The organism is Dehalobacter sp. DCM, assembly GCF_024972775.1.
In the GTDB taxonomy this organism is placed as follows: Bacteria; Bacillota; Desulfitobacteriia; order Desulfitobacteriales; family Syntrophobotulaceae; genus Dehalobacter.
Genome location: NZ_CP092282.1, coordinates 695,643 through 720,212 on the forward strand (window position 1 = coordinate 695,643; position 24,570 = coordinate 720,212).

At 46.2% G+C, this 24,570-nt stretch carries 22 protein-coding genes and 3 tRNA genes; 24 read left to right on the plus strand and 1 reads right to left on the minus strand.

The window, feature by feature from the left end; genetic code table 11:
• Positions 1 to 5 precede the first annotated feature (5 nt).
• The 8 genes from LPY66_RS03410 to LPY66_RS03445 all read left to right on the plus strand — a co-directional run bounded on the left by LPY66_RS03410 (position 6) and on the right by LPY66_RS03445 (position 4,408).
• Positions 6 to 494, plus strand: a complete 489-nt coding sequence (locus LPY66_RS03410; protein ID WP_337986702.1) for a Mini-ribonuclease 3 — start codon at positions 6 to 8, stop codon at positions 492 to 494.
• Entirely contained in the window at positions 491 to 1,813 is a 1,323-nt protein-coding gene (locus LPY66_RS03415) for an FAD-dependent thymidylate synthase (RefSeq protein ID WP_337986703.1), read from the plus strand. Before LPY66_RS03410 ends, LPY66_RS03415 begins: the two co-directional genes overlap by 4 nt.
• Before the next feature lie 56 nt (positions 1,814 to 1,869).
• Positions 1,870 to 2,361: a dihydrofolate reductase gene (locus LPY66_RS03420; protein WP_337986704.1), complete on the plus strand. Its 492-nt coding sequence runs from the start codon at positions 1,870 to 1,872 to the stop codon at positions 2,359 to 2,361.
• A 93-nt stretch (positions 2,362 to 2,454) separates the two neighbouring features.
• Positions 2,455 to 3,198 (plus strand): 23S rRNA (guanosine(2251)-2'-O)-methyltransferase RlmB, encoded by a 744-nt coding sequence (gene rlmB, locus LPY66_RS03425; RefSeq protein ID WP_337986705.1) that lies wholly within the window; start codon positions 2,455 to 2,457, stop codon positions 3,196 to 3,198.
• 119 nt (positions 3,199 to 3,317) lie between these two features.
• Positions 3,318 to 3,977 carry an RNA polymerase sporulation sigma factor SigH gene (gene sigH, locus LPY66_RS03430; protein ID WP_443112457.1) on the plus strand — a complete coding sequence of 220 codons (660 nt, stop codon included), beginning with the start codon at positions 3,318 to 3,320 and terminating at the stop codon, positions 3,975 to 3,977.
• An 89-nt stretch (positions 3,978 to 4,066) separates the two neighbouring features.
• Positions 4,067 to 4,142, plus strand: a tRNA-Thr gene (locus tag LPY66_RS03435).
• Between the two features lie 10 nt (positions 4,143 to 4,152).
• Positions 4,153 to 4,236, plus strand: a tRNA-Tyr gene (locus tag LPY66_RS03440).
• 97 nt (positions 4,237 to 4,333) lie between these two features.
• Positions 4,334 to 4,408: transfer RNA gene (locus tag LPY66_RS03445), tRNA-Met, on the plus strand.
• A 1,133-nt stretch (positions 4,409 to 5,541) separates the two neighbouring features.
• Here LPY66_RS03445 and LPY66_RS03450 read toward each other — a convergent pair.
• A complete protein-coding gene (locus tag LPY66_RS03450; RefSeq protein WP_337986707.1) occupies positions 5,542 to 6,018 on the minus strand; it encodes a hypothetical protein in 477 nt (158 codons plus the stop codon).
• Between the two features lie 112 nt (positions 6,019 to 6,130).
• Between LPY66_RS03450 and LPY66_RS03455 the strand changes: the two genes are divergently transcribed.
• From LPY66_RS03455 to LPY66_RS03530, 16 genes are all read left to right on the plus strand, one after another.
• The gene (locus LPY66_RS03455; protein WP_337986708.1) at positions 6,131 to 7,408 is read left to right on the plus strand and encodes a glycosyl hydrolase family 18 protein; all 1,278 of its coding nucleotides are present in this window, start codon (positions 6,131 to 6,133) and stop codon (positions 7,406 to 7,408) included.
• A gap of 236 nt (positions 7,409 to 7,644) precedes the next feature.
• Positions 7,645 to 9,240: a sigma-54 interaction domain-containing protein gene (locus tag LPY66_RS03460; RefSeq protein ID WP_337986709.1), complete on the plus strand. Its 1,596-nt coding sequence runs from the start codon at positions 7,645 to 7,647 to the stop codon at positions 9,238 to 9,240.
• Between the two features lie 599 nt (positions 9,241 to 9,839).
• Positions 9,840 to 10,106, plus strand: a complete 267-nt coding sequence (locus LPY66_RS03465) for a hypothetical protein (RefSeq protein WP_337986710.1) — start codon at positions 9,840 to 9,842, stop codon at positions 10,104 to 10,106.
• Positions 10,106 to 11,653: a sodium:solute symporter family protein gene (locus LPY66_RS03470; RefSeq protein WP_337986711.1), complete on the plus strand. Its 1,548-nt coding sequence runs from the start codon at positions 10,106 to 10,108 to the stop codon at positions 11,651 to 11,653. Before LPY66_RS03465 ends, LPY66_RS03470 begins: the two co-directional genes overlap by 1 nt.
• Positions 11,654 to 11,946: 293 nt before the next feature.
• The gene (locus LPY66_RS03475; RefSeq protein ID WP_337986712.1) at positions 11,947 to 12,582 is read left to right on the plus strand and encodes a cobalamin B12-binding domain-containing protein; all 636 of its coding nucleotides are present in this window, start codon (positions 11,947 to 11,949) and stop codon (positions 12,580 to 12,582) included.
• A gap of 45 nt (positions 12,583 to 12,627) precedes the next feature.
• Positions 12,628 to 14,076, plus strand: a complete 1,449-nt coding sequence (locus LPY66_RS03480) for a trimethylamine methyltransferase family protein (protein WP_337986713.1) — start codon at positions 12,628 to 12,630, stop codon at positions 14,074 to 14,076.
• Between the two features lie 248 nt (positions 14,077 to 14,324).
• Entirely contained in the window at positions 14,325 to 15,200 is an 876-nt protein-coding gene (locus tag LPY66_RS03485; protein ID WP_337986714.1) for an FAD binding domain-containing protein, read from the plus strand.
• Positions 15,201 to 15,764, plus strand: a complete 564-nt coding sequence (locus LPY66_RS03490) for a (2Fe-2S)-binding protein (RefSeq protein WP_337986715.1) — start codon at positions 15,201 to 15,203, stop codon at positions 15,762 to 15,764.
• A complete protein-coding gene (locus tag LPY66_RS03495) occupies positions 15,733 to 17,031 on the plus strand; it encodes a xanthine dehydrogenase family protein molybdopterin-binding subunit (protein WP_337986716.1) in 1,299 nt (432 codons plus the stop codon). The genes LPY66_RS03490 and LPY66_RS03495 overlap by 32 nt, the downstream gene beginning before the upstream one ends.
• Positions 17,028 to 18,020 carry a xanthine dehydrogenase family protein molybdopterin-binding subunit gene (locus LPY66_RS03500; protein ID WP_337986717.1) on the plus strand — a complete coding sequence of 331 codons (993 nt, stop codon included), beginning with the start codon at positions 17,028 to 17,030 and terminating at the stop codon, positions 18,018 to 18,020. The genes LPY66_RS03495 and LPY66_RS03500 overlap by 4 nt, the downstream gene beginning before the upstream one ends.
• Positions 18,021 to 18,074: 54 nt before the next feature.
• Positions 18,075 to 19,235: an amidohydrolase family protein gene (locus LPY66_RS03505; RefSeq protein ID WP_337986718.1), complete on the plus strand. Its 1,161-nt coding sequence runs from the start codon at positions 18,075 to 18,077 to the stop codon at positions 19,233 to 19,235.
• 39 nt (positions 19,236 to 19,274) lie between these two features.
• A complete protein-coding gene (locus tag LPY66_RS03510) occupies positions 19,275 to 20,753 on the plus strand; it encodes a DUF362 domain-containing protein (RefSeq protein ID WP_337986719.1) in 1,479 nt (492 codons plus the stop codon).
• A gap of 18 nt (positions 20,754 to 20,771) precedes the next feature.
• Positions 20,772 to 21,641, plus strand: coding sequence for a UPF0280 family protein (locus LPY66_RS03515; protein ID WP_337986720.1), 870 nt, complete (start codon positions 20,772 to 20,774; stop codon positions 21,639 to 21,641).
• A complete protein-coding gene (locus tag LPY66_RS03520) occupies positions 21,631 to 22,209 on the plus strand; it encodes an amino acid synthesis family protein (protein ID WP_337986721.1) in 579 nt (192 codons plus the stop codon). Before LPY66_RS03515 ends, LPY66_RS03520 begins: the two co-directional genes overlap by 11 nt.
• Positions 22,210 to 22,220: 11 nt before the next feature.
• A complete protein-coding gene (locus LPY66_RS03525; RefSeq protein ID WP_337988016.1) occupies positions 22,221 to 23,126 on the plus strand; it encodes an NAD(P)-dependent oxidoreductase in 906 nt (301 codons plus the stop codon).
• Positions 23,127 to 23,139: 13 nt separating this feature from the next.
• Complete coding sequence (locus tag LPY66_RS03530) at positions 23,140 to 24,570, plus strand: L-serine ammonia-lyase, iron-sulfur-dependent, subunit alpha (protein ID WP_337988017.1); 1,431 nt, start codon at positions 23,140 to 23,142, stop codon at positions 24,568 to 24,570.

A 24,570-nucleotide genomic window follows, 5' to 3' on the forward strand; every position in this document is an offset into this window, starting at 1 on the left:
CTATCTTGGAGAATCATCACCGTCCTGATCAAACAAAAGGTAATAATGACCTGCCGGACATATGGTCGGTCAAACTGGATAAACGGTGGCAGGATATTAATATCCTGCTGCTTGCCTATATAGGCGATGCCGTTTATGAGTTATGGGTAAGGAAGCATCTTCTTGAGCAGAATATCACCAAAGTTCAACAGATGCACAAACGTGCGATTACTTACGTTCAGGCGAAAACCCAGGCGGGGATATTGCGATACCTCATGGATGAACTGGACGAGACAGAAAGAGAAGTCGTACTCCGGGGACGAAATGCGAAAGGGCATTACCCACGCAATGTCGATGTTGTCACCTATCGGCATGCCACTGCGTTTGAAGCCCTTGTGGGCTACTGGCATATTACGGGACATACCAGCAGAATGAGCGGAGTATTTATCCGCTTAGACGAAATATTGGAGAAAATCGCCGCAGATACTTCAGGGAGAGGGGAATCTGAAGGATGAGGATCACTCATTTCGAACATACGGGACTTGAAAGAATTATTACGTGGGCAAAGCGGAATAATATCCAAGAAATGCCGGAGAGGGATCTGAAGGAGGTATTGAAGACGATCAATATTTCCTTCGTGGCTGAAGGCATCAACAGGGTCCAAAGCATGCTGCTCTGTGAATTGAAAGCTTCTTATGTCCAGCAGAGCCAACGCTATGTGGCAATGGGCGACGATGCTTATGTCTTTCCGGATCTTCCGCCGAATGAAAGCCGGCGGGCCGTAGAGTTAGGCCAACGGGCCATGGAGCTTTACGCGAAAATGGGCGCATTAAAAAATGGCAGTTTTAAGGGACGCCCCAAACCGGAACATTACCTCTACGGTATCCCAATAGAAGATGCGCGCTATATTCTGCCATTAGGGGCAAAAACAAATCTGGCTTTTGCTATGACCGGTGATAAATTGACAGAGCTCTACCGACTTCTCTCTGATTACCGATATGGGGATGTGTTTTGTGAGTTTAAGCAAGAATTGAGCGCCTGTCTTCCAGGAGAGCTCCTTCGGGTTATGCCTCAAAATGTGGACGGCAAGAATAGCGAGATTATTGAGGATTTCTACCGCGAAGACTTAGCAAAAATCACTCCAGTGGAAGATGTTGTTCTGCTGACCAGTTGCCAGGATCCAAACACAAAGGCCGGATTGGGAGCGTTAACCAGTACGCAAAGCAAATCGTCTTCCGAGATACTGAAAGCCTGGGGCGATGAAGCGGACAAAAAGGCCCGGGAAACTGTGCAAAGAGTAATGGGATACGGCCACGAAAGCATAGCTGAGCAGGCTCGAACCACATTTGGGATAATGTGTTCTTTCGTCACCTACCACCAGCAGGTTCGGCACCGTCTTCCGGAAATGTACAGGGAGGACTTATTGCATGTCCTCTTGGATTTGGAGAGGCCTGTTGTTATACCGGACAGTATTCGCCAATCACCTTTTTATAATGACTATGTGACATTGACTGATGATTTCCGGAAATTTGCTAAGGATATCTGTTTACAACATGGATTGGATAAAGCCCTGCCATTTATCCTTAATTGTCAGCTTATAAAAATCGTCATGTCCACAAACGCGCGAATTGATAATGCGATGCTCTCGGAAAGAACCTGCTTGAATGCCCAATGGGAAATAAGACAGCTTGCTGTAAAAAAACTCAAGATTCTAAGGGGACTATCCGATGTTCTTTATGAAAAAGCACTTCCACCATGCCTTATCAGCAAATGTAAGGAAGGCAAGATGGCCTGCGGGAGAGTGCAGGAAGTCAGAAAAATGTTCCTGGGTTAAGAATTAATCCATTGATAAATATTTAACAGTTATAAAATGCTTATCGAGGTGGCACGATGAAAGCAATCGTATCGGTTGATCGAAATTGGGGAATTGGCTATCAAGGAGATTTGCTGATGAAGATTCCCGATGATATGAAATTCTTTAAACAGATGACGGTCGGGAAGGTCGTTGTCATGGGAAGAGGGACTTATGAGTCTCTGCCTGGGAAAGAGCCGCTGAAAGACAGAATCAATATCGTCATCAGTTCCAATAGCCAATTTCAGGATGACCGGGTCATTATATGCCGCTCTTTGGATGATTTGTTGCTTGAGTTAAAAAAATATCCGTCGGATGACATTTGTATTATTGGCGGAGAGTCGCTTTTTAAACTCATGATGCCTTATCTGGATGAGCTCTATGTCACCAAGATAGGAGCGGCTTTTCCGGCGGATACATTCTTTACTGATGTTGATCAAAATGAAGATTGGAAAATAGCCTCCGTCGGCGAAATGAAAAATTATAATGGAATTGACTATCAGGTGGTAAAATATATACGGAAATTATAGGTGTACACTGCTTGCTTATTGTCAAAAATGTAACACACCACCTGATGTTGTGCTAAGAAAATTGAAAAATGCTTTACTGGAAGGTGAAATATTTTGGGTGAAAATATCGTATGTGGACGTAATGCTGTCAATGAACTGCTCAAATCCGGTAATCCAGTGAATAAGATCGTGATGAAAAGTGAAAAAGAAAACGGTCAGGGCAGGAATGCCGATATCGTCCATCGGTGTAAAGAACGCGGCATACCCTTTCAATTTGTGGACAATGCGGTTCTGGATAAATTGAGCGCAGGTGAAAAGCATCAGGGCATTGTTGCGCTATCGGCAGCCAAAGAATATGTAGAGCCCTCGGATATTATTGCTATTGCCCGGCAGAAGGGTGAGGATCCATTCATATTGGTACTGGATGAGATCGAAGACCCGCATAATTTAGGGGCGCTTCTGCGAACAGCAGATGCAGCCGGTGTTCATGGCGTGATTATACCCAAAAGACGAAGTGTTGGTTTGACACCGGCCGTCGGCAGAACCTCTGCCGGTGCAATCGAATACGTGCCTGTAGCCAGAGTCGCTAATCTTGTTCAAACCTTGAAATACTTAAAAGATGAAGGCTGCTGGGTATCCGGGGCGGAAGCCGGCGGCAAAGATATTTACCAGGCTGATTTAAAAGGCCCCAGAGTTGTTGTCATTGGCGGAGAAGATAAGGGTTTAGGCCGCTTGGTCAAGGAGACATGTGATGAAGTGATTTCACTGCCAATGCTTGGAAGAATTGCATCCTTAAACGCCAGTGTTGCGGGCTCAATCATCCTCTATGAGGTCCTAAGGCAGAGAAATAAAGGTTGAACCGACATATACCGTCAAACTTCGTCTTGACGCTGTTTGTACAATTCAGGTATAATTAATCCGGTGTAAAGCGCATAAACAAGGCTTCAGCGTTTCCTTCGGGATTGCATTCGGGAGGGATGGACTTGACCTATAGCATTCAGACAGAGATTCAAGAGGATTTCGAAGCTAATGAATACATAGCCGATGAGGAACTAGTAGAGTTAGCGAAGATAGGTGACGCAGAAGCTCAGGAGTACTTAATCAACAAGTACAAAAATTTTGTTCGAGCTAAAGCACGCTCGTATTTCCTGATCGGCGCAGATCGGGAAGACATTATTCAGGAAGGCATGATCGGGCTTTATAAAGCGATTCGTGACTTCCGTGGGGACAAGCTGTCGTCGTTTCGCGCATTTGCTGAGTTGTGTATCACCCGCCAAATCATTACTGCTATTAAAACAGCAACCCGACAGAAACATATCCCCCTTAACTCCTACGTATCGCTAAACAAACCCATTTACGACGAGGATTCAGACCGAACCTTGCTTGATGTTATCTCGGGGACGAAGATTACGGATCCGGAAGAACTTATCATCAGTCGGGAAGAGTTTGATGATATTGAAGAAAAGATGGGCGAGATACTCAGCTCGCTCGAATGGGAAGTTTTAATGTCCTATCTGGAAGGGAAATCTTATCAGGAGATTGCTGTCGACCTTGACCGACATGTCAAGTCTATTGACAACGCACTACAGCGAGTGAAAAGGAAGCTTGAGAGATACCTGGAGCATCGGGGAGCTTAGGTAATACGTCCTAAAAAATACCACAAAAAAACTTGCTTTTTTTATTGACAACACACAACGATATTTGTTACAATACACTAGTCTCTCCTGCCGATGTAGCTCAATTGGTAGAGCAGCTGATTTGTAATCAGCAGGTTACAGGTTCGAGTCCTGCCATCGGCTCCAAGTGAAAAATGGGTAGGTGGCCGAGTGGTTAAAGGCGGCAGACTGTAAATCTGTTCCGAAAGGTACGGTGGTTCGAATCCATCCCTGCCCACCATTTTGATCTTAAAGATAACGATTTCTTATTGAAAAACAGTTGCCAGAATTAGCATGAATAACAGTCTGAATCTTAGATATAATAAAATAGTTATCGTCGCGGGGTGGAGCAGTGGTAGCTCGTCGGGCTCATAACCCGAAGGTCGTCGGTTCAAATCCGGCCCCCGCAACCAAAGAAATTAGAATAGGCATAAACTGCCTATTTTTTATGCCTATTCTAATTTCTTTTTTCATCCTAAACTCCCGTAAAATTATAATATACAGATTGGTTCTATATCAAAACAGTAGAAAGCCAAGCATGAACATCGGGTGAGGACAAACCACAGGCTGTCAGGATATCCCTTTGTTTTTTCGTTATCGGCGAAAGTAGCCTTTTCCCCTCAAGTGTATGAACATACTTCATTTTTCGAAGCTCCTTCATAACCGACGATAAAGTCAAATTAGTTTCGGACATATAATCCCGAAGTTTGTTAAGCCAAAAGCTTAGAGTTTTTTATTTTTCTGACATCCATTTAATTGAATTGACATCCAAAATCGATCTTTCATTCTATTTTTTGGTATGCTAGTATATAAATAAAAATTAAAATCATAGACAATAAGGTAAAGGCTTTATAATTGATAAGACTTTTTTCCTGGCTTCATACTCAAGGAGCCTGTTACGCACTGATTCCGAATCAAGACCGTTTTCCAGGGAGATCATGAGGTTATCAATTTTCGAATTCAATAATGCTATTTTTATTCACATTTTTGGTAACAAATACATAATATAACAAAGACTATTCGATCTCTTATATATTTAAAGGGGGATACTCAATGCTTTCTGCAATAACAAATGCTTTATCTTGGTTGTTTACTCGTATCTGGGCTGTTTTACCAAAAATTCTTCCTTATCTTAATAGTATTTTCCAGCAAACTCAAACTGCTTAAATTAAGCAAGCAAAGCCCCGAGGAAGAGATCCTTTGGGCTTATTTTTTCGATACACCTCAAATCAGGTCTGCGTTCCACAGTTCCGGCGACAAGCAGAGCATGGATTGCGTAGCGCAACGGTCCATGGATGGACCTAAGTTAAAAAATCGCCAAGGAGGGCAAAAGAATTTTAACTTCCTCAATGCAAATTCATGGAGGGCACAAGAGCCGAAAGCGGAATGTGGTATGCAGACCAACCTCAGAAAAAAAGCTTACGTGTTTGTTTGCGAAGTTATTTAGAATACACTGTACTAGTTTTTATGAACCGTAAAAAGCAGCCAGCGGAACGTGCCTGGCTGCTTTTCTTGTTTTTATAGACCTGATTGTTGGGTATAATTTTTACATAGGGAAAATTTCGTGCTGCTCCCAAGACTCGACAATCCAGATTGCCTGTCTGTATGAATATCCTCTTCCTATCATATAAGCAATTAAAGCAGCTTCAGTAACAGCATGATTTAGACTTATGGGTGTCTCACGTAGGCTATGTTGTACGGCGGGCATAACTTCTTTAATGGCTTGGTTATATTCTGGCGTAGCCGGTGGAACTCTCACTTTTTTTACCCCCTTTCTAACTATGGATGCTTTACAATATGTTTTGGCTAAGGTAGAGGTGTGTGCATAAAAAAACCACACAATCTGTGTGGGAAAGAGATATGGGTTATTCGGATATAATAGCATATCCAAAACATGGGAAAATGTGAAGAAAGTTATTCGCTCTTTCTGTACCTGAAAAGCAGCTATGTCCTGATCAGTTAGCCGGTACTGCGATTTCTCAAAAAGATATTCCACTAAATACATACCAATAGGTTGTCCCAAATTCGACATCAATGTCGAATTTGGGACAACCCTTCAGAGATTACTACGCATCAACTGGCAGCACACATCGTCTTTTTCACTGCATAAACTATGAAAAAGGAAGTGTGTCGTCTTGAAAATTCATGTTGTCAGTGCCGGTGAGAGCATCTATCTCATTGCCAGGAAATATGGTGTTTCTCCCCAGAAAATTATTACGGATAATGAATTGGCAAATCCCGATCAATTAGTTGTTGGACAGACGCTGGTAATTATCCAAAGTACCCGCAGACATACAGTTGCCGCCGGTGAATCTCTCTATAGCATCGCCCGAAAATACGGCGTCAGTCTGCAGGCGGTGTTAACGGCGAATCCTCAGATACCTAACCCCAGCCAGATCGTTATCGGTCAAGTTATTACAATACCAGGAGAAAGCCAAACTTATGGAACAATAGAAGTCAATGGCTATGCCTTTCCGAATATCGCGATGGAAACACTGCGTAAAACGCTTCCTTATCTTACATACCTAAGTATTTTCAGCCATCAAGTGAATTCTGACGGCAGTGTGACCAACATCACGGACTCTCAGCTTATACAGGCGGCGAGAGCGGCTAGAGTAGCCCCGTTGATGGTGATAACCAATATCCAGAGCGGCGGCAGCTTCAATAGTGACCTGGCGAGGTCCATCCTGAGGAATCCGACTGTTCAAAATACGTTAATCAATAATATCATAAGGATCTTGAGAGAAAAAAACTATTATGGCCTGGATATCGATTTTGAGTACATCTATCCGGCGGACAGAGAAAACTATAATAACTTTTTGCGGCGGGTCGTCAACACGCTTCGACCCTTAGGATATTCGGTGACGACAGCATTGGCACCGAAGTTATCGGCCGAGCAAAAAGGAGTACTCTATGAAGCCCATGATTATCCTGTTCACGGTGCTTTAGCCGACCATGTCATTCTCATGACCTATGAATGGGGCTACACCTATAGTCCGCCAAAGGCTGTTGCGCCGTTAAATGAGGTGCGGAAAGTGTTAAACTATGCTGTATCCGCTATCCCAAGGCAAAAGATTTTTATGGGAATTCCCAACTATGGTTATGACTGGACACTTCCTTATGTAACAGGGACTGCTGCTAAGACAATTTCCAATACCGCTGCTGTTGATCTTGCCAGAACAAAGGGTACAATGATTCAATATGATGCGACGGCGCAATCGCCTACTCTAACCTATTATGAAGCAGGCAAGAAACATGAGGTTTGGTTTGAAGATGCCCGAAGCATCTATGCCAAACTGACCTTAGCCCATGAGTTCCGTCTGGGAGGCGTTAGCTATTGGACGATTGGCCGCTATTTTCCACAAAATTGGCTTGTTCTGAGGTCTTTATACACCATAAGAAAAGTATTATAACTTTCCTTTGATCATGAACCGTCTATGGTCATCGAATAGGTGACCCGATGTCGCTGTCTTTGCCAGAAATAGAAAAGACGTTAACTGGCATTGACTTTTTTTTATATAAAGCTTAAAGTGAAATCGTGTAAAAAAGAAGTATATTTTTATCCTTCCGAATTCTAATAATGAACAGGAAGATCTCTGTCTTTTAGATGTTGCTTGGTGAGAGTCTATGTGCACTGGTGGAGGGTAAGATGAACAATAGCGATGATTTAGAGAAACTGCGAATTATTTTGCCCATACTGGCAAAGACATCCGGTGGCTATGCTACGATTACGGATTTAGATGGCAAAAGATTATATACTATTGACTGGAATGGAAATGAATTAGAAAGCTATAGGGGCGAGATATATGAGCTGGCGAGAGAGGCTGCACAGCGAAATGAGCCGCAAATCGGCTATTCTCAAATCGAAGATCAGGCCGACGCCTGGGCATTGAAGGTAGGTAATTATGTTCTGTCCTGCAGCAATGTGGAACGAATAAAAAAAGAACAAAAATTTGTTGATGCCTTGGTCAAGGCACTTCCGATGATTGCCCAAGTTGCAGGCGGAGAGGCGGTTATCTTCAATGAAAGAGGCGAGCGCTTATACAGCTTTTTTTCGGATGGAAAGGAACGACACGAATTACGAGGGCAAATCAGTGATCAGGCCAAGCAAGCGATGCTGTCCCAGGAACCCTTTGTTGGAAAGTCATTTTCCACACATGGGGCAATGGCCGTACGTATTCCCATCACTGAAAAAATTGGTTTTGGATTTAACAACGAAAAAGTTGTCAGCAAACAACAAAAGCTTTACGATGAAGTGAAAAAATTTCAGAGTGCTAAATATCGTTTTGAAGACATCATTGGTGAAAGTGAACAAATAACAAAAACAAAAACATTGGCTAAATTTATTGCCGAGGGTGTGTCTTCCATTCTTATTTATGGAGAGACGGGAACGGGTAAGGAGTTGTTTGCTCAATCGATCCATAATGCCAGTGAACGCCGTTACCAGCCGTTTATTGCGATAAACTGCGGGGCGTTACCCGCTTCACTCATTGAAAGTAATCTATTTGGATATGAAGAAGGTGCTTTCACCGGGGCAAAGAAGGGTGGCAGCGTCGGGGCTTTTGAACAAGCAAACGGTGGTACAATATTTCTTGATGAAATAAGTGAGTTGGAATTTGGCCTTCAAACGAAGTTACTGCGTGTACTGCAGGAAAGAGAAGTCGTGCGGGTTGGCGGATTTAAAGCTAAAAAAGTGGATGTCCGGGTTATCGCTTCAACCAATAAACAACTTGCCCATTTGATTGGGGAAGGAAAGTTTAGGGATGATCTTTATTATCGGTTAAACGTTGTTCAGCTCACTGTACCGCCTTTAAGGGAACGTCAAGATGATGTTATTTTACTGACGCGATACTTCATTAACAAATACGCTTATTCTTTGGGAAAAGCTGCTGTGGATATTGATGACAACACGCTTACAATCCTGAAAAAATACTACTGGCCAGGAAATGTTCGTGAACTTCAAAACTGCATTGAATCGGCTATGAATATGATTCGAGGCCAAGCCATGCTGCTGCCGGAACATTTGCCGTTATACTTATGGCAAGGGGAGAATCAGAATGAAGCCTTACAGATTAATTTTAACCATGAATCCTTGAATTTGCAGAAAGCCGTTATACAAACAGAAAAGATGATTATTAAGAAAGCCCTGGAAATGAATCAGTATAAGAAGGCTAAAACGGCTGAAGTGCTAGGAATAAGTACCCCAACCTTATGGCGAAAACTCACTGAATATGGAATTGAATAAATATTTATTGTTGCTTTTTGCGATAAGTTTGTCAAAAGCGTGATAATATCGCTTAAACCATTTCAAATATGAATTAAAAACATTCACAACTGAAATTAATGAACGAAGAAACAACGGACCCCATTTCAACTATGAAATGGGGTCCGTTGTTTCTTCGACAAATTATGGTCTTAAATTATCTAGCTATTTAAGAATCATTACATAATTGAATTATATAGCGTTAGTATTTCTGTTGCTCTATATGAAGCAGAATAAAGCTAGAACCCGATGAAAAGCCACTTTTGATGCTTTTGACATTTAGTTTTGGGCAATTTGATAGATCGTAAATTAAAATATGGCGTGAAATGTTATTAATATAATTTGAGTTTTCGGGAATAATTACTTTCTGATTGGTTGGTACAAAAATTGCAATATATATAGGCACATCAAAACACAGTCAAAGACAAAGTGGGAACGCGTTTTTTACGCATTTCAGCTCGTAAGATCATGGATGCAGTAAAAAATGCAGAAATGGTTTCACCCGATAAAGGAGGGATTAATAGACCGGGATTGAAAATCTACGTATCCGACACCTTATTAGAAACAAGGGAGGAAAAGAAATGCCAGAAAAACCCAAAACACCAGCTTATAAAAAGACTGAAAAATGGTGGTTAATACTCGTTGTACTATTCTACGTCCTGTACAACATACCGGGGGTTCCTCAATATGGCGATGCCAGAGGGGCGATTATTCATGGGGCATTAACGATTATACCAATCTGGGTCATCGTTTATGTCGGCATGTATATCTTAAATCGTCAAAGGAAACTCAAAGTTAGACAGGATGCGGTTGCCTCTAGTGATAATAACTCAGAGGAGGGTGTTTGATGTTATCAGTAACTTCAACATGGGCAATTTATATCATCTACATGGGTGCTTTAATTATCTTCGGGGTTTTTGTTTGGTGGCGTGACCGGCATAAATCAACGACGCACTTTTATACAGCGGGGAATTCAATTCATTGGTTTGTTCTTTGTATGACATATATTGCTGCGCTGATGAGTACCTGGGTGTTCTTTTCCGGTCCGGGAGGATATTACCGCGGCGGTTTCGGCTATTATATGTCGGAACTCAGCTATATGCCCCTGTTCCCGGTGCTCACGTATTTTGTCATGAATAAAGTATGGCTGATCAATACACGGCGAGGCTACGCCACACCGGCGGATATTTACGCGGACCGCTTTAAGAGTCCTGTATTGCGTCTGATTCTGGCTCTTGTGTTTTTTGCTGTTTCCATGCCTTATGCAGCGGCAATTTATGTCGCCTGCGGTCAGGCCGCAAATGTTGCCAGCGGCGGGCTGATATCAAACACATCCGTTATTATCTTCGTCGGTATTACAGCTTTGTTATTTGTGCCTTTTGGTGGTGTTAAATCCGTCGCTTGGGCAGCCACAGTCCAAGGCTGGATTTTTATGATCGCCTTGTGGACCATCGGGATCAGCGCCTTTGTCGTTGGTTTCGACGGATCGTTCGGGGATGCAGTGGCCAGTGTTTGGACCAATTCAAACAATTGGTTCTCTTATCCCGGTCCTGCCAGCTGGGCTCCCTATTCGGCGAGACTTGGGTATCCCCTCGCCTGCGCCATCGGCTGGACAATCATGCTGCCGGATGTATTCATTCGCGCGGGCTATTTCGGGAAGGACCTTGCCGCTCAGCGCCAACTCATGCGTTTCCAGCCAGCACTGCAGTTAATCGTATGGACCGGGTGTATGGTTATCGGGTTCGTTGCGATTGCGCTCGTACCTGGATTATCCGGAGCCGATACCGAGCTGGTAATACCTTACTTGATCACCGAAATTATTTCGCCGGAAATGATGGGATTTGCGATCATTCTTATGTCGCTGTTCGTCTGGGGTGTTTTAGCCAAAGGTTTATCTGCTGCGACGTCACACCTTTTAGTCGCAGGCTCCATCATCTCAGAAGATATTCTGGCCAAACTGCTTAAACTCAAGGTCTCCAAGAACACCCATATGGTTATCGCCCGCTTAGCCGTTGCCGCACTCGGCATTGCCGCTATGGTCTTGGCGATCAACCCGCCCGACCTGATCTGGACATTGATTATGTTCGCCATTGCTCTGGTTATGCCGATCTTCCCGGTACTTGTTGCCACCCTTTATTGGCGGAGAGCAACAGCCCCCGGAGCGATCTGGGCTTCGATTATCGGTGTTATCGGCGTTATCGTAACCTATAAAATGGGTTATGGTGATGCGTGGTATGGCTTGTTCGGTATGATTGCCGCAGCAGTTGTTTTGGTTGTCGTTTCACTGCTTACAAAACCAATGGATAAGGCTGTTTTGGACGAATTCTACGGACAACTTGAAGCAGCTGAAGATGAATACTATGAGCAGGAAGCTGCTCGTGGCGCGGCTAAATAAGTCGCGGGGTTTTACTGAATACTATTTTATTGAATACTAACAGAATTAATTAGTCGTTCGTTGACTGCAAAGTCATAAGAGGCGCAGTCAAAGCAGGGTTTATCTGCTCTGCTTTGACTGCAGACTCAAAGATATATTAGATATATTGAGGAGACAAGTTCTTAAGGAAATAAGGATCAGAAGCTAATCACGTGTGATTGTCAGCGTGCCTTAAGATCGTATAAGGTGGATTAAATAAAAGAGGGAACCCGGCAATTTACAATTGCTAGAAATATTTTTAGGAGGAAATAAAAATGATTACGTATGCCGATCTTGCTGAGAGTGTAATTCTGGGTGATGAGGATCTCGTTATTGAACAAGTGAATAGCCTAGTGGCTGCAGGAAACAATCCGTTAGAGATCATCAACGACGGACTCATCGGCGGAATGAACGTGGTGGGTGTCCGCTTCAAAGCCGGCGACATGTTTGTACCGGAAGTCCTTATGTCAGCCCGCAGTATGGCAGCGGGTGTAGAAATCGTTAAACCCTTGATTTCCTCGTCCGATATGGGCGCGTCCATCAAGGTCCTGCTGGGAACAGTTAAGGGCGACTTACACGATATCGGGAAAAACCTGGTTCGGATCATGATGGAAAGCAGCGGACTGGAAGTTAAAGACATTGGAATCGACATAGCACCGGAGGCATTTGCAGCGGCAATAAAAGAATACAACCCGGATATCCTGGCCATGTCAGCGCTGCTGACAACGACGATGAACCAAATGAAAGCCACCATCGATAAGCTGGCCGAGGAAGGTTTAAGAGATAAAGTGAAAATCATCGTCGGCGGTGCTCCCATTTCCCAAGAATTTGCCGACAGCATCGGAGCTGACGGTTTCGCACCCGATGCAGCATCTGCTGCAGATCTTTGTAAAGAACTTGTCAAGAAGTAAATTGTTAAACATGAAGCACGTGATATAAGGGGAGGTATAACCATAATGGCAACGGGATTAAAGGTAAGTATTTTAACAGCAGAAGAACTGGCATTTCTGAAAAGCAAAGTCAAGGCGCTCCTCACGGAGAAGGGCTTTAAAATTGAACACAAAGAAGTTGCTGAGATCTTAAAGAAAGCCGGCGCTTCGGTCTCGGATCAAGGTTTAGTCAAATTAACGGATGCGTTATACGAAGACGCGTTGGCAAAAGTACCGCGTGAGTTCACCTTAGCCGCTATCGATCCGCAATTTGATTTAAAACTCCCTCATCCGAAAGGTCTGTTCCATACCCGGACGAACACCGGCGGTATGTACTATCCCAATAACATTGACAGCGATGAGTATCATCATATCCTGATCGAAGAAGTGGCCGAGTTCATACGCCTCATGGATAATCTGCCAAATATCGACTTCTGGTCACTGCCGTCAACGAATCCGGTCAATTTCCCGGCAGAAACGATCGATATCCATACATTCGATACAGTTCTGCGTAATACGCGGAAACATGGATGGGTACAGCCTTATGAAGCCGAAAATATTAAATACCTGATCGAAATGGCCGCGGCTGTGGTTGGAGGAAAAGACAAGCTGCGTGAAAGACCGATCATCAGCGCGATCTGCTGTTCCGTTCCCCCTTTGACCTATAAATACATGGATATGAATATCATCTATGAATGCGCGAAAGCGGGAGTTCCGCTGCAACCGTGTTCATTGCCCGCAGCTGGCGCCAATGTGCCCATCACCCCGTCCGGGATTGCCTTGATCGCAGTGGCTGAGACACTGGCCATGGCCTTGATGGCCCAGATCATTGCACCGGGGACACCGTGTGTATGCACACCGCTGCTATTCGAAATGGATATGCAGACAACGTCCACAACCCAATCAGCAATGTCCACCACACTAGGTAGAATGATTGCGATGCAGCTGCTCCAGGATGGCTATGGCATACCCGCTCATACCTATGCAACGGGTACAGATAGCTGCATAATGGATGCCCAATCGGGATTTGAACAAGCATCCTTAAGTCACATGGTTGCTTTGGCAGGAGCTTCTGTTCTCGGCGGCGCAGGCCAGCTGGAGACAGCAAAGGCTATTAACCCCATTCAGCTGATCATCGACAATGACGTATTTGGTATGGTCCGGCAACTGAAGGGCGGCGCGGTCATCGATGAAGAATCCGTTGACTGGGCGGATATCATTTCCCTCGGTGAGCATGAGGGCTTTGTCGATAAGAAACACACCTTTAAGCACTTTAGAGATGCTTATAAAACAAAAGTATTTTCCCGTGACACCCGAACAGGTTGGGTGGAAAAAGGCAGCAAAGACATTGTAGCCCGGGCGAAAGATGCGTTTGCGAATCTGAAACAGAACTATGCTCCTATTGAGCGTTCGGCGGACGTATTAAAAGAACTCGATGCGATTGTTAAACGGGCCGATGAAGAACTGGGCAAATAAATAGAAAATCCGTGACGCGTAATGAGGCGATAATCACACTAACTTCACTGGGATAAGAGGGCGCAGCGGCGATAAAATGGATGGGGACGCAGACATGCGATCGGTGTCCCCGCCAGACTATCGTTTGCAGATCGAAAAAGAACGGGATAGTGACTCGACAGCGAAAAGAAGACTTCCGTATGAGTAATGAGTGTCATGCGTAATTGGTGGCCGACATGGGCAATTATTGATTATAAGGATGCGATGATATGCTGAATTTGAAAGAATATTACCAACCGCAATCGCTGCAAGCCGCTCTGAAAATATTGGCAGAATCAGACGGGGCATTAAAGCCTTTGGCCGGCGGAACCGATATTGTTCCGGCATTGGGTAAAGGCGAATTAAATACGGCAGGATTGGTTGATTTATCGAAGATAGAAGAAATCCGGGGAATCCGGCTGGAAGGCGATGAGATACGGATTGGCAGTGTGACTGCTTTTTCACATATCGAAGCGTCTTCAATTATACGGGAAAATGTGGTGTTGTTGGCGCAAGCGGCTGGGGCAGTTGGTTCTCCGCAAATTCGTAATTCAGGAACAATTGGCGGCAATATTGCCAATGCTTCACCGGCTGCGGATACAGTGACAGCACTTGTAACCTTAGATGCTGAGGTGAAGCTTAATTGTTTAAATGGGTCGCGTATTGTTCCTGTATGTGATGTTCTGCGTGGCGTCGGAAAAACCACTATTGAGCCGCAGGAAATCATTACGGAAATCATTTTTAAGATACCCCCTGCCGGCAGTAAGACCGGATTTATCAAATTAGGACGCCGTAAAGCGTTAGCGATTGCCAGAATGAGTATGGCGGTTATCTATAACCTAGAAAATGACCATATAACCGATGCCCGTGTCGGGATTGGTGCAGTAGGGCCTAACCCAAAGCGGTATCCCGTACTGGAGGAATCGCTGATAGGGAAACAACTCACTGATGATTTAATCGATTATTTTGCTAATAGGTCACAACAAGAAGTCACTCGCGTATTAGGCACCCGTCCCTCCGCTGTTTGGAAAAACGAGGCGGTGAAGGGTATTGCCCGGGATTTACTGAGTGCCTTATTTATGGAAAGCAGACAGGGGGTGCGATGAATGGCGGAGTTTCATTTGGAAACAACAGTCAATGGCAAATCCATAGTTAAGAATATTGACCCAAGTATGCGTTTGCTTGACTTTCTCCGTAATGTCCTGCATTTGACCGGTACAAAGGAAGGATGCGGGGAAGGGGAATGCGGCGCTTGTTCTGTCATTCTGGATGGGGAACTGGTAGACTCCTGTTTAGTTATGGCACCTCAAGCTCATGGTAAAGAGGTTATTACGATTGAAGGACTTGCTGAAAGCGGCGAGATTGCTCCATATCAACAAGCGTTCATGGAAGTTGGGGCCGTGCAGTGCGGATACTGTACACCCGGAATGATTCTGGCGGCAAGGGTATTGCTGAACAATAATCCGAAACCGTCTAAAAAGGAAATAACCCGGGCCATATCCGGCAATATGTGCCGTTGTACAGGTTATACGAAGATCATTCAAGGGGTACAAACGGCAGCGTCACTTAAAGAAGCCAAAGATCAACAAAACGTTGATATCGAATTCGAAAACCTTGCCGAAATGGATGCGTCCCGTCATGCTGCGAAAGAAGGTGTTACCCGTGAATGACTATACCACAGTGGGAAAGTCAGTTATGCGTATTGATGGACTGCAAAAAACGACGGGTGAAACAAAGTATGCCGGTGACATCGCTCTTCCGGGTGCGCTTTGTTTAAAAGTATTACGCAGCAAAATCGCTCACGGTCTGGTCAAAAATATTGAGATCTGTGAGGCTATGAAAGTCCCTGGCGTGGTGCAGATATTCACGCATGCTGATGTACCTGGGATCAATGGTTATGGCATAATTGTCAAAGATCAGCCGATGCTTACAGATAAGGTACGTTTCAAAGGGGATGCGGTGGCATTAATCGCTGCCGAGGATGAGGTCAGTGCTGAAAAAGCCATGGCGTTAATCAAGGTTACGTATGAAGAACTGCCCCCGCTCTACGATGTTCTGGATGCAATGAAAGAAGATGCGCCGGCCATTCATGAGAAAGGGAATATCCTCGGGATTTATAAGATCAAAAAAGGCGACGCAGAGTCCGCACTGCAATGTGCGGATGTGGTGATTGCCAGAAAATATACAACCCAGCGGATTGAACATCTCTATATTGAAACCGAAGCAGGCGTCGCGTATATGGATAATGACATGCTTGTCATCAAGGCAGGTACGCAGAATCCGCATTACGATCGGCGTGACGTGGCCCGGGTCTTGGGTCTGCCATTGAATAAAGTCAGGATAATGCAGACGCCGACTGGCGGCGGTTTTGGCGGCAAACTGGATATTTCGGTGCAATGCTTCCTGGGATTGGCGGCTTTAAAGCTGGGTCGTCCGGTAAGAATGGTTTATGACCGCGAAACGTCCTTTATCGCTTCCGGTAAACGCCATCCTTTCTATATTGATTTTACGACAGCAGCAGATAAACAAGGTAAACTGGTTGCTGTTAAAGTAAGAATCATTGGCGATACAGGCGCATACGGCTCCTATGGACCGGCAACATTGAATCGCGGAGCAGTACATGCCACTGGACCGTACGAAGTTCCAAATGTCGATATCGAATCTTATTGTGTTTATACAAACAATCCATTCAGCGGAGCGATGCGAGGTTTTGGCACACCGCAGATGGCATTTGCCACGGAAAGCCAAATGGATCTGGTAGCAAACGCCGTGGGAATCAGTCCGGTGGATATACGCCGCCGCAATATTCTTAAAGAAGGGTCGCTGACTGCAACTCAGCAGCAACTGAATTCCAGTATCGGCATCGGTAAAACAATCGAGGCAGCCTGGGAAAAAGCACTTCAGGTCATGCCCGGTCTGGGGGATGAAAACAAATGAAAAAACGTGGATATGGTATAGCAAATATGTGGTATGGCATCGGCAATACAGCTGCTCCTAATCCATCCGGTGCATTTGTTGATTTTCTGGATGACGGGTCGGCGATTGTTATGACCGGCTGTGCGGATATTGGGCAGGGTTCAACGACGATCCTTGGGCAAATTGCCGCAGAAACCTTAGGCATTGGTATAGACGAGGTTGTGGTAATTTCAGCGGATACGGAAGTAACGCCAGACGCCGGGGCAACCTCGGCATCACGGCAAACGTATATTTCCGGGAACGCTGTTCGTTTGGCGGCTGAAAAGATCAGAGACCAGGTTATCCTCAAGGCTGCTGAAATATTGAAACGGGAGCCCGAAACAATCAGTCTCTCTAACGGTTCTGTCTTTGCCAATCATACGCCCAGTGGGTTAACCATCAAAGAAGTTATTGCCAAGTGCCGCAGCAATGGGATCTTAACCCTGGCCCATGGGTCCTATAATCCGTCCACCACATTGCTTGACCCGGAAACAGGCAAAGGTATCCCTTACGAAACCTATGCATTCGCGACACAGGTCGCTGAAGTAGAGGTTGATACGGAGACCGGTATCGTTGAAGTTCTAAAAATTGTCGCCGCGCACGATGTCGGTAAAGCTATAAATCCACAAAATGTCGAAGGACAAATCGAAGGCGGCTGTGCGATGGGTATTGGGTATGCTCTGATGGAGGAAGTCAACATGAAGGAGGGCGAAATCCAAAACCCGGCTATGTCCACCTATCTCATTCCAACGGCAATGGATGTACCAGAAGTGTATTCCATTATTATTGAAGAACCAGCTGACAAAGGCCCTTTTGGGGCCAAAGGAGTCGGTGAACCGGCCTTGGTTCCGACGGCAGCGGCTATCGCCAATGCAGTCGCCGATGCCATCGGTGTCAGGATCTATGATTTGCCGATGACCCCGGAGAGAATCGTGGCGGCGCTCCAGGCGGCCAAGGAAAAAGTAGAGTAAGAGAACGCGTTAAGTGAGAAACACGATATATCATGTTTTGGGAGGTATTATCATATGGCAACAATCGCTTTCATAAACATCGGAACGATCCTGACGGGGGATATGGATGAACCAATAAGCCAAGCAAATACCATCGTCGTTCAGGACGGAAAAATAGCGCGAGTCGGCAACGCGGATATCCTCGAAGGATTTAAGCTCGATAAGACCATTGATGTTTCCGGAATGACGGTCGCTCCAGGGTTGATAGACTCCCACGTTCATCCGGTAATTGGCGACTACACCCCGCGTCAGAAAACACAGGACTATCTTGACAGTGCCATCCATGGCGGCGTAACCACCTTTATCTCGGCAGGTGAACCGCATGTCCCCGGCCGACCCAAAGATCCGGCCGGAACGAAAGCACTGGCCATCCTGGCTCATAAATCCTTTAATAACCTGCGTTCATCGGGTCTCAAAGTTCACGGCGGCGCAGTCATACTAGAAAAAGGGCTGGTTGAGGCTGATTTTGCCGAGATGGCCAAGGAAGGTGTCTGGCTGGTAGGGGAAGTCGGACTTGGCAGCGTCAAAAAGCCTGAAGACGCGGTACCTATGGTCAATTGGGCGAAGAAATACGGCATGAAAGTAGCGATGCATACCGGCGGAACCTCCATTCCAGGAAGTTCTGTGGTGGGGGCGGACGATATCATTGCCGTCCAGCCAACCGTATCTTCTCATATCAACGGCGGACCTACCGCGATTTCTCCGCAGGAAGTCGACAGGCTGATCAATGAAACAACTATGGCTCTGGAAATCGTCCAATGCGGCAATCCGAAAATTGCAGATTATACCGTTCGCCAATTGGCAGCAAAAGATGACTTGGGTCGGGTTATTTTAGGAAATGATTCCCCATCCGGTTCTGGTATTATCCCTCTCGGGATCCTGAGGACCATTTGCCTCATTGCTTCCATGTCGGATATCCCAGCGGAAAAAGTTGTTGCTATGGCTACCGGAAATACGGCACGTGTCTTTGGTTTGGATACTGGTTTAATCAAAGAAGGCAAAGAAGCTGATTTGATTGTCATAGATACGCCGATCGGCTCTATAGGCAGCAATGCGTTGGAAGCAATAGCAGCCGGTGATATCCCGGCAGTCGCTCTCGTGATGATCGATGGGATTATTAAAGCGAACAAAAGCCGTAATACACCGCCCTCGGCACGAGACTGTATAGTTGGTTAAGTAATTATTTATCCATGAGGATAACGGGGAGATGATAAGATGGCGGTAATTATTGATAAGGCACTCTGCACGGGCTGCGCCTTGTGTGCCAGAGAATGCCCGAATCAAGCGATAATGATGAAAGATAAAAAGGCAGTCATTTTGGAGAACTGCTCCAGCTGCGGGATCTGCACCCGCGTGTGTTCAAAAGGGGCAGCGATGAAAATGGCAGATATTAATGAAGGTGCAGTGAAATGCACGTCATGCCCGGTACAGTGTGAAGTACCGGCTGGGTTTGTCGGTGCTTGCCAACGTTACCGCAATGAGGGCGGACAGCTTATCCGAAATCGGCAATTAGTTACGGATACCGCTCCGGGAGGCCCGCTCATAACCGCAGTCGGAGCCGGAACGAACTATCCGTGCTGCAAGCCGGCACCGTATATTGTTCAGGACACCGTCGACGGAGTTGAGATGGTTACGGTTGTTACGGAAGCACCCTTAAGCTACAGCGGCGTAAAAGTAAAAATTGATACCAATTTGCATATCGGTGAAGAGGGAGCTAAGGTCAAACGCAACGGCAAAGTTGTGGGTATGGTTGATATGGAAGAGTATGGCTCCAAAATGCTGACCATTGGCGGTGCCAACCTGCTTACCGGTAAAGATGGATTTATCGTCGCCCGAACCGTTGTGGAAATTGCCAATAGTGAACGCGTCACGTTGAAAGTGGACGATAACGTCCTGGAACTTCAAGTCGGATTCCCCCCGATCATTAATGGGGTCGAAGATCGCAAGATGCGTGTCGGCTGCGGAAGTGCTACCATTGGAATGTTTGCCGCCCGCTTAAAAGAAGCGGCGGATGAAGTTATCATCTTAGATTATCACATTGTCGGATTACTTTCGGAGCATATGGCAGGGGAAGCGGTTGGTTTGAATTGGAGCGGGGTCACTCCCAATGCCAGAAGAAGCACCCGCGGGCGCTACTTCGGAGAACATGGCCATGGTTGGGGCGGAACGGATATTGAAGATCCGAAGGATGCCATTAAATCCATTGACATGTCCTTAGCCAAGGCAGGAATGACTATCCTTGTAACGGAGACCACGGGAAGAATGGCAGCCCTGTTTGAAATACAAAACGACGGTTCCGTAAAAGAGATACCGATGACGACGGAAGCACAGGATGCGGTGGATACGATCCGTGACACCAGTGAAAATGCACGCGTATCCGCGCTGTATGTCGGAGGCACAGGCGGAAGTGCGCGCGCCGGTGTTGCGGTAAATCCTGCCCGTGTAACCCAAGCGGTTCATGACGGTGATGCGGTATTAACCATCGGCGGCGCAAAAACCTTTGTACTGCCCGGCGGGGGTATCAACTTCATGGTCGATGTGGAGAAAGTGGTGCCTAAGGCCTTTACCTGGGTTCCGACGCCGGCAACCGTCGCTCCGGTCGAGTATACCATGCCATTGGATAAGTACCAGAAAATCGGCGGACACATCGATGCTATTAAAAAACGAAGTGAGATCATCAACCAGCCGGAATAATCGGAAGAGGGTAAGAAAATGATCACTGTTCTAGCAGAAGATCGGGTGTTTTTGGATTATGGACCGGTACAAATGACACTCACGGCCAGATCAGAGGGCCGTGCCATGACGGAAGAACTACAGGATGCGGCTAAATATGTGGTTCGCCTATTGTCCGATTTAGCTGCGGTTCAAAAGCAGGCAAAGGATATTCTCACTTTGGACGCACCGGATTTAAGGGTTTATCCATTGCCGCTCCAGCTGATGGTGCAAGCTGTTCTTGATGCAGGGGGCCGGACGTTAACGCCGATGGCTGCCGTAGCAGGAACATTCGCTGACTTGGCCGGGGACTGGCTGATAGAAAAAGGTGCCACCAAAGTACTGGTGAATAATGGCGGGGATATCGCGATCCGCTTGCTGGGAGAAGAAAAAACAAAGCTGGGCTTGATGCCGAGCATAGAATCTTGCGAGTATAGTCATGTCATTGACCTTAACTCGGGAAACAATATCGGAGGGGTGGCGACGAGCGGGCGGGGAGGACGCAGTTTTACCAAAGGTATTGCCAGTGCAGTCACCATCATGGCCAGGAACGCCCGCACCGCAGATGCTTGTGCCACGCTGGTAGCTAATCACTGTGATATCGCCGATCCAGCTATCATCCGTCTCCCGGCGGAACAACTGGATCCGAATACAGATATAAAAGGGCACTTGGTCACCGTCAACGTTGGGTTTTTAAAACCCGAAACAAAGGTTAAGGCTTTGGAAAGCGGCGTGCGCAAAGCCTTGGAATTAAAGAATGAAGGCATTATTTGCGGCGCAGTACTTTTTCTTGATGACTATATGGCGATGATACCGGAAAACGTCTGTCAACCTGTAATAATTGAGGGAGGGCTAAATAATGGAAATTAGAAAAATCATTACCATTGTGGAAGAAACGCATAAAGACGGTGAGAAATGTGTCGCCGTTCCAACACGCAAGGCGGCGGCAGTTGCTGTCATTAAGAATCCATTCGCCGGACAGTATGCAGAAGATCTAACGGAACTGATGGAAGTCGGTGAACAATTAGGCTCCCTGCTTGCGGAAAAAGCAGTGAAGGCGCTGGGAATTCCCAAAGAGCACGTGGAGAGCTATGGTAAGGGCGCCATTATCGGGGAGAAAGGCGAGCTCGAGCACGCCGCAGCTATCCTACATCCCCGTCTTGGAAAACCGTTCAGAGATGAGGTAGGCGGCGGCAATGCGATTATTCCCTCAGCTAAAAAGCTTGGCGGCGTAGGAACGGGTTTAGATGTCCCCGTACATTATAAAGATGCCGCATTTGTTCGGACACACTATGATGCCATGGAAGTGAGAATTGCCGATGCGCCAAGGGCTGATGAACTTGTTGTCGCACTGGTTGTGACTGACGCCGGACGTCCGCACCCACGGATTGGCGGTCTGCAAAAAGACGAAATAAAGGGTGAAGACGGTCTTCGTTAAGAACGGTACAGATTAAGGAGGTGTTTCCATTGAAAGTCGGGTTTATAGGCATAGGCGCCATGGGAAAACCGATGGCCAAGAATATAATGAGCGCCGGATATCCGTTGGTTGTAAACGACGTCAATGACGCTGTTGTTCAAGAACTGGTTGCTGATGGCGCAATACGGGCTGAAAGCCCGCGTGAACTGGCTCAAGAGGTCGATGTCGTTATTCTGATGCTGCCCAACGGGGCTATTGTGGAATCGGTCCTATTTGGGGAACAAGGAATAATTGCGGGTGCAAAGCCTGGATTTGCCATTATTGATATGTCCAGCGTGTCTCCCACATTTACCGAAAAAGTGGCTAACGCAGCAGCGGCGTATCAGGTTGACTATATTGATGCACCGGTCAGCGGCGGCGTAAAGGGAGCAACGAACGGAACGTTAACGATTATGGTCGGTGGGGAAGCAGACGTAGTGAAGCACTATCAACCGCTGTTGGAAGTAATGGGTAATAAAATCTACCATGTCGGAAAAGTCGGCGCGGGTGATGCTGTAAAAATTATCAATAATTTGCTGTTGGGCGTGAATATGGCTGCTGTTGCCGAGGCGTTTGCTTTAGGGACTAAGTTAGGACTGGATCCCCAGGTTCTCCTGGAGATTATTAATGTCAGTTCCGGCAGCAGTTATGCCCTCGCAGCGAAAATGCCCAACTTCGTTTTTAAAGGTCAGTTTGAACAGGGATTTGCGATTGATTTGCAATACAAAGATTTAGAACTGGCAATTCAGACAGCAAAAGAGGCCAAAGTACCGATGATATTAACGAACCTCGCCCAACAGGTCTATGAGCAGGCCCGTGCTGCCGGATTGGGAAGAGAAGACATTTCAGCTGTCATCAAACCGCTTGAAGAGCTTTTAAAGATCCAAGTCAGAGTGTAATACTAATTTGGAGATGATTGCCGTGGAAAAGATTATTGCATTAATTCAACAAAAGGGATATGAAATCGGCCAATTAACCATCGGCGAAATTGTAGAAGTAGCGGATGATTTAGGTGTCCGTGCCAGTGAAGTCATCATCGCTGAGGGAATGGCGCAGAATACAATGACCCGGGAAGAGGTTATCGATGCGATGATCAATGCTTTTGCGCATAACCTGTATGCTTCGGAAGTGGGGCTTACATCCGGTTCCAGTATGCTTCTTGGCACGGTGCCCCAAGAACTTGTCTATAATAATTTCTCACATTCGCTATTCAAAGATGAAATTATTAACAAGATCTTGGTGTATACACTGGCCGCTCAAGTCGGTAATCATTCTTGCGGGTTGCAGCCCTGTGCCGGGACAGGCGATTCTTGCGTCTATACCGGGATATTCAGAGCGCTCAAGGAGATCATTACAGATAAAGAAGAACTTGGCCGGGTTCTTGCTGTGATGTTAAAAGTCGGGACTATTTTCCGGGCGGGAAAAACCACGACGGGCTGTAATATGGAAGGCTTTGGTGCCAGCGCGGCGGCCATGGCGGCCTGCATGGTCGAATTTCGCAATGGGCGACCCAAAGCAATAGCGAAAGCAATCGTTCTGGCGTTATCGCCAACCATTGCCGTTCCCTGCACGCCCAGGGTCATGGTATCCGGATTGTGCGCAACCCATATCGGCGGCGGTGTGGTTATTGGGAATTTAGCAGCTAACCTGGCACTGAATACCAATATACCGTTGGATGTTCCGGTGGATGTCATGATCGCTATGGCGGCGGCAGTACACCCGGTTTCAGCAAAGTATGTTGTTCCTGTTGTTAATGAGTATATGCAGCCGTTCTTTAAAACGAATACCCATGTGGAATCCTTTGTTGATGATTCCGTCAAGGATGCTGAGCAGAAAAATATTAAGGGTACGATGGAAAAAGCCTTAGGCGAAGCGCGTACACTCGCTAAAAAGGCGAATTCGATCGTGAAGCCTTTTGGGGAAGCCGTCGTGGGAGGGAGCAGCCAGGCCGTAGGGTCACCGACCAATGCGGGACGTATAGCCTATGCTTTAGCCAAAGGAGAGATTACCGGGGTCAAAATAGAGTTATATCCGGAACTGTTTGCCCGGCGCGGTATTAATGTACCCGGGATTTTAATGGCGGCAGTTTTGGGTGCCAGTACAGATAACGGTCAAACCTACCGCGATATTATGCAAATCGTGAAAAATAAAAAGATAAAGGTAGAGATAAAGCAAGTCGATGAGCCGCAAATGCAGCGAATCACCATCTACGCCACGGAGCAGGGCTCAATGGTTGAAACCTTAAATCGAGGCGGCGCACGTCTGGTACTGAAAGATGCCAGGCCCTCGCTGGATCAAGCAATTATTGCCGCTCAAAGGTTGGGGATTGTACTTGTGGATTAA